Raw genomic sequence first — 7,569 nt, forward strand, 5'->3', positions numbered from 1 at the left:
GTAGTCGGGCCGGGATCGGGCACCTGATCCGGCCCCCGCGCGGCCCGCCGCTCAGGGCAGCCGTACCCCGAGTGCCGTCTGTACCAGCGCGGCGTGCAGCCGCACCGTGAGCCCCGCCAGCTCCTTCGTGCGCGCCTCCGCGTGAGCCCTGGTCTGCGGGTTCCGGTGCCGCTTGAGCGGGGCCACCACCTGGTCCACGAGCCCGGCCTCCCGGTCGGCTGCGGCCTTCATCGCCCGCAGATGCCGCGGCTCGATCCCGAACCGCCCGAGTTCGACGACGAGTGAGGCCACCTGGACCGCCTCGGCGTCGTACGCCCCGTCCTCCAGTGGAGTGAGCAGCCCGTACGACTCCCACTCCTTGAGCTCCTGCTCGCCGATGCCGGCCGCGGCGAGCAGCTCCTCACGCCCGATCCTGGCCGCAGTGGGCCCCTCGGGGACCTCGGACCCGGGTTCGCCGTCCCGCTGGCGGCCCATCACGGGGAGCTGGACGGCCTCACCACGCTCCATGGCCTCCAGATGCTCGCGGATCACCTTCAGGGGCAGATAGTGGTCCCGCTGCATCCTCAGGACGTGACCGAGGCGCTCGACATCGTGGGCGCTGAACTTGCGATACCCCGAGGGGGTTCGCTGCGGCTCGATGAGCCCCTCCGCCTCCAGGAAACGGATCTTGGAAATGGTGACCTCGGGGAACTCGTCGCGCAGCACGTTCAGCACCGTGCCGATGCTCATCAGCCCACTGTCCGTGGCGGCGGCACCGTGTCCGGCACCGCCGCTCGGTGTTCGAAGCATGGACCTTCCCTGACGGACGGACCTTCGCTGGGCCTCCCCGGACGTGTGCGGGTCAGTAGCCCCGCTGGCTCGCGTAGAAGACCAGCCGGTACTTGCCGATCTGCACCTCGTCGCCGTTGTTCAGGGCGACCTGGTCGATCCGCTCACGGTTGACGTACGTGCCGTTCAGACTGCCCACGTCGGCCACCGTGAACGAGCCGTCCTGGCCGCGGCGGAACTCCACGTGCCGCCGGGAGACCGTCACGTCGTCCAGGAAGATGTCGCTCTGGGGGTGACGTCCGGCCGTGGTCAGGTCGCCGTCGAGGAGGAAGCGGCTGCCCGAGTTCGGCCCGCGGCGCACGACCAGGAGCGCGGAACCCAGGGGCAGCGCGTCCACGGCTGCCTGCGCCTCGGGGGACAGCGTGGGCATCGGCGTCTGGCCGGTGGTCTCGCTGTCGTAGGCCTCGAGACCGGAGATGGAGATCGTGGAGGTCGTCTCGGACGGCCGCTCCGGCGTCGCGCCGGGCCGCAGCGGCGCGCCGCAGTTGGAGCAGAAGCGACTGTTCTCCGCGTTGCGGTTACCGCACCTCGTACACACCAGGGCCGACATCGGATCCTCCTGCCGCGGCTGCTCACCCGGAGCGTGGGACGCGTACGGGTCGGAAAACCCTCCACCCGCACCTGAGGCTGACGGTTGGCCGAAACCTATGCCGCCGGGCTGCGCAGGGTCAACCGACGGCGCGCCCTGACCTCCGGAAATGTCACCACCCGGACCAGCGACCTGGTCACGGAAGAGCGGCCGCTGGCCTTCCGCGTCAGGCTGTGCGCGATGACGAGCGGTGGCATTGCTGTCGCTGCCCTCTCGCGCGCTCTTGCCGAACAACTTCGCAAACAACTTCACGGGCGATTCCCCTTGACCGAAACAGACCCGCCCGTGGGGCAGGACGAACCCTGACTGAACACTCTGGCCGACCCGGACATCCTGACAACGTCCGTCTGCACCAGACAGTTTCCACCACGCACCACCCATTCGGTGCGCCGACCCCCCGCAACCTCATGCCCTCGCCGGACGTCGCCCATGCACCCCCGGTTCACTGCGAGGACGACCGAGCGTAGTCAGGCCGCTTCGCCGCTCGCAAGGCGTCCACGACGATCTTCGTCGATCGCTCGACGGTCACGGTGGCCTGTTCCTTCTCGAGAGTCTGCACCACGCCTCCGGGGATGTTGAGCGCCGGCTCGAGGTCCTGCGGCTTGCCGATGACCTTGAAACGATAGGGCGCGTTGATCTTGTTCCCGTCGACGCTCACGCCCTTGCCGGAATCCGCGAGATACGTGCCGGCGACCACGCGTACGCCGTTCACCTGGATCGCCTCGGCACCCGCCGCACGCAGTTCCTGGATCGCGTCGAGCAGCATGTCCGCCTCGACCGTCCCCTTCGTGTCCTCGATGGTCATGGTGATGCCGGGCCCCTGCGCGGCGACCGTGCCCGCCAGGATGCCGAGTTGCCGCTCCTTCTCGATCGTCTGCTTCCGGGCCTCCTCGGCCTGGTCCGAGCTGTTCTCCAGCTCGTCCCTCTGCTTCTCGAGACCTTGCTTCTCGTCCTCAAGACGCTGAGTACGGTCGTCCAGTTCATCAAGGATGCGGACCAGATCCTCCTGCCGCGCACCGCGCAGGGCACTGTCGCCGTCGCTGTTCGACGCCACCTGCACGGCCAGACCGAAACCGAGGCCGAACAACAGCAGCGCGACGATGAGTTGGGCTCGGGTGACACGCGGCGGCCACAGCCCCTGCACCAGGCGCTGCCTGCCGGTCAGCCGCGGCTCGGCCTCCGCCTCCGGAACCGACGCGGATTCGGACTCGGATGCGGGCCCGGGCTCGGCGCGCGGGGTCGCCCGCGCGGCGGGCACCGGGGCTGACACCTCCTGCGGCAGTTCCTTGCGCAGCCTGTTCCCGGCGTCACCGCTCCCCTCGGGCCGGTCCGCCCGCGTGTCGTCCCGCTCTTCGGGACGCGTCTCGTCGTGCTCGCTCATCGGCCTCACGCCCGGAACACGTGCCGGCGGATCGCCGCGGCGTTGGAGAAGATCCGGATGCCGAGCACGACCACCACACCCGTGGACAGCTGGGCCCCGACGCCCAACTTGTCGCCCAGGAACACGATCAGCGCGGCCACCACCACGTTCGACAGGAACGACACCACGAAGACCTTGTCGTCGAAGATCCCGTCGAGCATGGCCCGCAGACCCCCGAAGACTGCGTCCAGAGCCGCTACGACGGCGATCGGCAGATACGGCTCGACCACCGCCGGAACCTCAGGCCGGACCAACAGGCCGGCCACGACTCCCACGACGAGGCCCAGTACGGCGATCACGATGTGCCCTTCTCGCTCTTCTCAGTGCTCGGCTGTGCTGTTCGTACGATCACACTCGGCGCGGCAGGCAGCCGGAGGTCGTCCTCGACGGAGATGCCTGTCCTGATGCCGTAGCTCTCCTGCAGCGCGGCCAGGTACAACCCGTCCGCGCTGTCCTGGAACCGTGTGCTCAGCCGCTGCCCGTCCCCCACCGCGAGCACCGTGTACGGCGGCACCAGCGGCTTGTTGTCGACCAGTATCGCGTCTCCCGCGGCCCTGATCGCGGACAGCGCCGTCAGCCGCTGCCCGTTGATGGAGATCGCCTCGGCCCCCGACTCCCACAGCCCGTTCACCACTCGCTGCATGTCCCGGTCGCGCACCCGGCCGGTGTCGGAGAACCCGGAGCTGCCACGCGGGTCACCGTCACCGCCCGTGCCGGCTTCCTCGGCGTCGTTCACCACGAGTTTCACGCCGGGGCCGTGCACCGCGACGGAGCCCGAGAGGATGCCGACGAGCTCAGACTGAGCGCTTCCGCCGCTGTGCTTCAGCGCCTCGCGCTGGCGCGCACTGACGTCCTCGCGCAGCTCGTCGACCGTGTCCTCCAGCTTGTCCGCCGCCTCGGTCTCCCGGTCGATCCGGTCGATCAGCTCCTCGCGCTCCTTGGCGACGACGGGAGCGGCGACCCGCGCCTGAGCCGCTCCCACGGTCACGACGAGGGCCGCGAGCACCAGGCCGGCCGCAAGCCCCAGCTTCGCCCGGAGAGTCTTCGGCATGCCGCCGTCGCCCGCGGCCTTCTTGCGCGCGGCGGCCTCGGCGTAGCCGTCGTCCAGGCTGTGGTCCATGACGTTGGTGATCAACGACATGGACGCATCCGGGCGCCGGGGCCGCGAGGGTGTGCTGCGAATGGGGGGTTGCTGCGGCATGCCGCACATCGTCGCACGTCGCGGCCACTACCTCCGAACGGCCCCACCGGCGTGCCGGACAGGCCCCGTTGGGGACACTTGTCCGGCACGCACGCGTGCAGGCGGTATTACCGTCCGGCGCTGTCCACGACAGCCGACCACTCGTCCAGCAGGGCCTGCGCGGAGGCGTCGTCCGGCCCCTCGGCCCACAGGTGGGTGACGGCCTCGGCCGGGTCGGGCAGCACCATCACCCAGCGGCCGTCGGTCTCCACCACCCGCACACCGTCCGTGGTGTCCACGAAGCGGTCACCGGCCGCCTCGACGACCCGCCGCATCACGAGCCCCTTGACGGCCCACGGGGTCGCCAGGTCCCGCTTCAGCACGTGCGCCCGCGGGATCCGCGCGTCGATCTGGCTGAGCGTGAGCTGCGTCCGCGCCACCAGCCCGATCAGCCGCACGAAAGCCGCCGTCGCGTCGTAGACGCTGCTGAACTCGGGGACGATGAAGCCGCCCTTGCCGTCACCGCCGAAGATCGTCCCTTCCTCACCGCCCACGCGCGTGAGGTCGTCGGGAGAGGTCGTCGTCCACTCGACCTGGGTCCCGTGGTACGCCGCCACCTGTTCGGCGATCCGGGTCGTGGTCACCGGCAGGGCGACCCGGCCACTGCGCCGCTCGGCGGCGACCAGGTCCAGCATGACCAGCAGCGCCCGGTCGTCCTCGATGATCCGGCCCTTCTCGTCCACAAGGGAGAGCCGCTCACCGACGGGGTCGAACCGCACGCCGAACGCGGCTCCCGAGGACGCCACGATCTCCCCGAGCCGCACCATGCCCGACCGCCGGATATCGGCCGTCTCGGTCGGCCGGGACTCGTCGAGGCCCGGGTTGATCGTCAGCGAGTCGACGCCGAGCTTGCCGAGCAGGCTAGGCAGCACGAGACCGGCGCTTCCGTTGGACGCGTCGACGACGACTTTGAGCCCGGACTCCGCGATCCCGGTCGTGTCCACGTTCCGCAGCAGCGACCCCGTGTACGAATCGAAGACGCTGGCAGGGAAGTGCAGGTCACCGATCTCGCCGGGGAAGGCACGACGGTACTCCTGCCGCGCGAACACCCGGTCCAGCTTCCGCTGGCTTCCCTGCGACAGGTCGGCGCCCTGCCCGTCGAAGAACATGATGTCCACGGAGTCCGGCACCCCGGGCGTCGTACGGATCATGATTCCGCCGGCACTGCCTCGCGCGGTCTGCTGGCGCGCCACGGGCAGCGGCACGTTCTCCAGGTCCCGTACGTCGATGGCGCTGGCCTGCAGCGCGGAGATCACCGCCCGTTTCAGCGCGCGGGCACCACGCGAGTGGTCCCGGGCCGTGGTGACGGTCGACCCCTTCTTCAGCGTCGTGGCGTAGGCGCCTGCGAGACGCACGGCGAGTTCCGGCGTGATCTCGACGTTCAGGATTCCGGAGACACCTCGAGCACCGAAGAGGTGCGCCTGCCCTCTGGATTCCCAGATCACCGAGGTGTTGACGAAGGCACCGGCCTCGATGGTCTTGAACGGGTAGACCCGCACATTGCCCTGCACGATCGATTCTTCACCGATCAGGCACTCATCACCGATGACCGCCCCGTCCTCGATCCGGGCCGCGCGCATGATGTCGGTGTTCTTTCCGACCACGCAGCCGCGCAGATTGCTGTGGGGGCCCACGTAGACGTTGTCGTGAACGACGGCCTTGTGCAGGAAGGCGCCGCTCTTGACGACGACATTGGAGCCCACGACGGTGTGCTCACGGATTTCGGCGCCGGCTTCGACCTTGGCGTAGTCGCCGATATAGACGGGCCCGCGCAGCACGGCGTCCGGGTGCACCTCGGCACCCTCGGCCACCCACACACCGGGCGAGATCTCGAATCCGTCGATGTCGACGTCGACCTTGCCCTCGAGCACGTCGGCCTGCGCCTTCACGTAGCTCTCGTGCGTGCCGACGTCCTCCCAGTAGCCCTCGGCCACGTAGCCGTAGACGGGCTTGCCTTCCTTCATAAGCTGCGGGAAGACATCTCCGGACCAGTCGACGGGCACATCCGGGTCGACGTAGTCGAAGACCTCGGGCTCCATCACGTAGATGCCGGTGTTCACCGTGTCGGAGAAGACCTGGCCCCAGGTGGGCTTCTCGAGGAAGCGCTCCACCTTGCCTTCCTCGTCGACGATGGTGATGCCGAACTCCAAGGGATTGGGCACACGGGTCAGACAGACCGTGACCAGCGCACCCTTTTCCTTGTGGAAGTTGATCAGCTCGGTGAGGTCGAAATCAGTCAGCGCATCGCCGGAGATGACGAGGAAGGCATCGTCCTTCAGCGCCTCTTCAGCGTTCTTGACGCTTCCGGCGGTACCGAGTGGCTTCTCCTCATTGGCATAGGTGAGCTCCATTCCGAGCTCTTCGCCGTCACCGAAGTAGTTCTTGACGAGCGAGGCCAGGAACTGGACAGTCACGACTGTTTCATTGAGCCCATGCCTTTTGAGCAGCCGCAGAACGTGCTCCATGATCGGGCGGTTGGCCACAGGCAGGAGCGGCTTGGGCATGCTTGAGGTCATGGGACGAAGGCGTGTGCCTTCGCCTCCGGCCATCACGACGGCCTTCATGTCGGAAGCGTCCTCCTCGAAGAGACGACGGTCTAGCCGACTTCCCCCGCGAGGATTCTCCCGCACTTTTCGACCACGGGCCATCGCACCGCGCTGGGCGGAGGAATCCGCGAGTTCAATCGGTCTTGGCGTCCGCACGGACCAGGCGGCGGACTTGTACCACGTAGAGGACTCCTGCCCACCAATACAGCGTTGTACCCCATCCGGCGAACGCCCATCCGAAAATAGCAGCCAGTGACGAGATCCAACCACTTCCGTCACTGAGCAGGAGCAGGGGGAAGGCATACATCAGGTTGAACGTGGCGGCCTTCCCCAGGAAGTTCACCTGCGGCGGCGGATAGCCGTGCCGGCGGAGGATGCCCACCATCACCAGCAGAACCAGCTCCCTCGCCAGAAGCACGGCGGTCAGCCACAGGGGCAGAATCTCACGCCACGTGAGACCGACCAATGTCGAGAGAATGTAGAGCCGGTCGGCCGCGGGGTCGAGAAGCCGGCCGAGACTGCTGATCTGGTTCCAGCGCCGCGCGAGCTTGCCGTCCAGGTAGTCACTGATGCCGCTCAGAGCCAGTACCAGGAGAGCCCAGCCGTCACTCTTGGGCCCACCGAACTCGGGCCTCAGAATCAGCCACAGGAAGAGGGGCACGCCGACGAGCCGCGCCATGCTGAGGATGTTCGGGATGGTGAGCACACGGTCCGTCTGGACGCGAGTCTCCTGAACCTCCACCCGGGTGCCTCCTGGGGAAACGTGCCAACGATGCTCCCTGACCTTACCGCAACGCAAAAAAGCTCCGGCTCTCGGGCTGTGATGCCCAAGAGCCGGAGCTCTAAAAGGAGTTCGGCGGCGTCCTACTCTCCCACAGGGTCCCCCCTGCAGTACCATCGGCGCTGTAAGGCTTAGCTTCCGGGTTCGGAATGTAACCGGGCGTTT

At 68.0% G+C, this 7,569-nt stretch carries 7 protein-coding genes and 1 rRNA gene; all 8 read right to left on the bottom strand.

The genetic code is table 11. From position 1 onward, the window contains the following. Positions 1-51: 51 nt before the first annotated feature. Entirely contained in the window at positions 52-789 is a 738-nt protein-coding gene (gene ftsR, locus ABTZ58_RS21745) for a transcriptional regulator FtsR (protein WP_351358998.1), read from the bottom strand. Between the two features lie 52 nt (positions 790-841). Then, the gene (locus ABTZ58_RS21750) at positions 842-1,798 is read right to left on the bottom strand and encodes a zinc-ribbon and FHA domain-containing protein (protein ID WP_351359001.1); all 957 of its coding nucleotides are present in this window, start codon (positions 1,796-1,798) and stop codon (positions 842-844) included. Positions 1,799-1,859: 61 nt separating this feature from the next. Further along, positions 1,860-2,798 carry a DUF881 domain-containing protein gene (locus ABTZ58_RS21755; protein ID WP_351359004.1) on the bottom strand — a complete coding sequence of 313 codons (939 nt, stop codon included), beginning with the start codon at positions 2,796-2,798 and terminating at the stop codon, positions 1,860-1,862. Positions 2,799-2,803: 5 nt separating this feature from the next. After that, the gene (locus ABTZ58_RS21760) at positions 2,804-3,136 is read right to left on the bottom strand and encodes a small basic family protein (RefSeq protein ID WP_003988855.1); all 333 of its coding nucleotides are present in this window, start codon (positions 3,134-3,136) and stop codon (positions 2,804-2,806) included. Beyond that, a complete protein-coding gene (locus tag ABTZ58_RS21765) occupies positions 3,133-4,047 on the bottom strand; it encodes a DUF881 domain-containing protein (RefSeq protein ID WP_351359007.1) in 915 nt (304 codons plus the stop codon). Before ABTZ58_RS21765 ends, ABTZ58_RS21760 begins: the two co-directional genes overlap by 4 nt. A gap of 98 nt (positions 4,048-4,145) precedes the next feature. Further along, positions 4,146-6,641: a sugar phosphate nucleotidyltransferase gene (locus ABTZ58_RS21770; RefSeq protein WP_351359035.1), complete on the bottom strand. Its 2,496-nt coding sequence runs from the start codon at positions 6,639-6,641 to the stop codon at positions 4,146-4,148. A gap of 115 nt (positions 6,642-6,756) precedes the next feature. Beyond that, the gene (clsA, locus tag ABTZ58_RS21775; protein WP_351359010.1) at positions 6,757-7,365 is read right to left on the bottom strand and encodes a cardiolipin synthase ClsA; all 609 of its coding nucleotides are present in this window, start codon (positions 7,363-7,365) and stop codon (positions 6,757-6,759) included. Between the two features lie 109 nt (positions 7,366-7,474). Next, a 5S ribosomal RNA gene (gene rrf / locus ABTZ58_RS21780) occupies positions 7,475-7,569 on the bottom strand; the annotation flags it as partial.

The organism is Streptomyces sp. NPDC094143 (assembly GCF_040303825.1).
GTDB lineage: Bacteria > Actinomycetota > Actinomycetes > Streptomycetales > Streptomycetaceae > Streptomyces.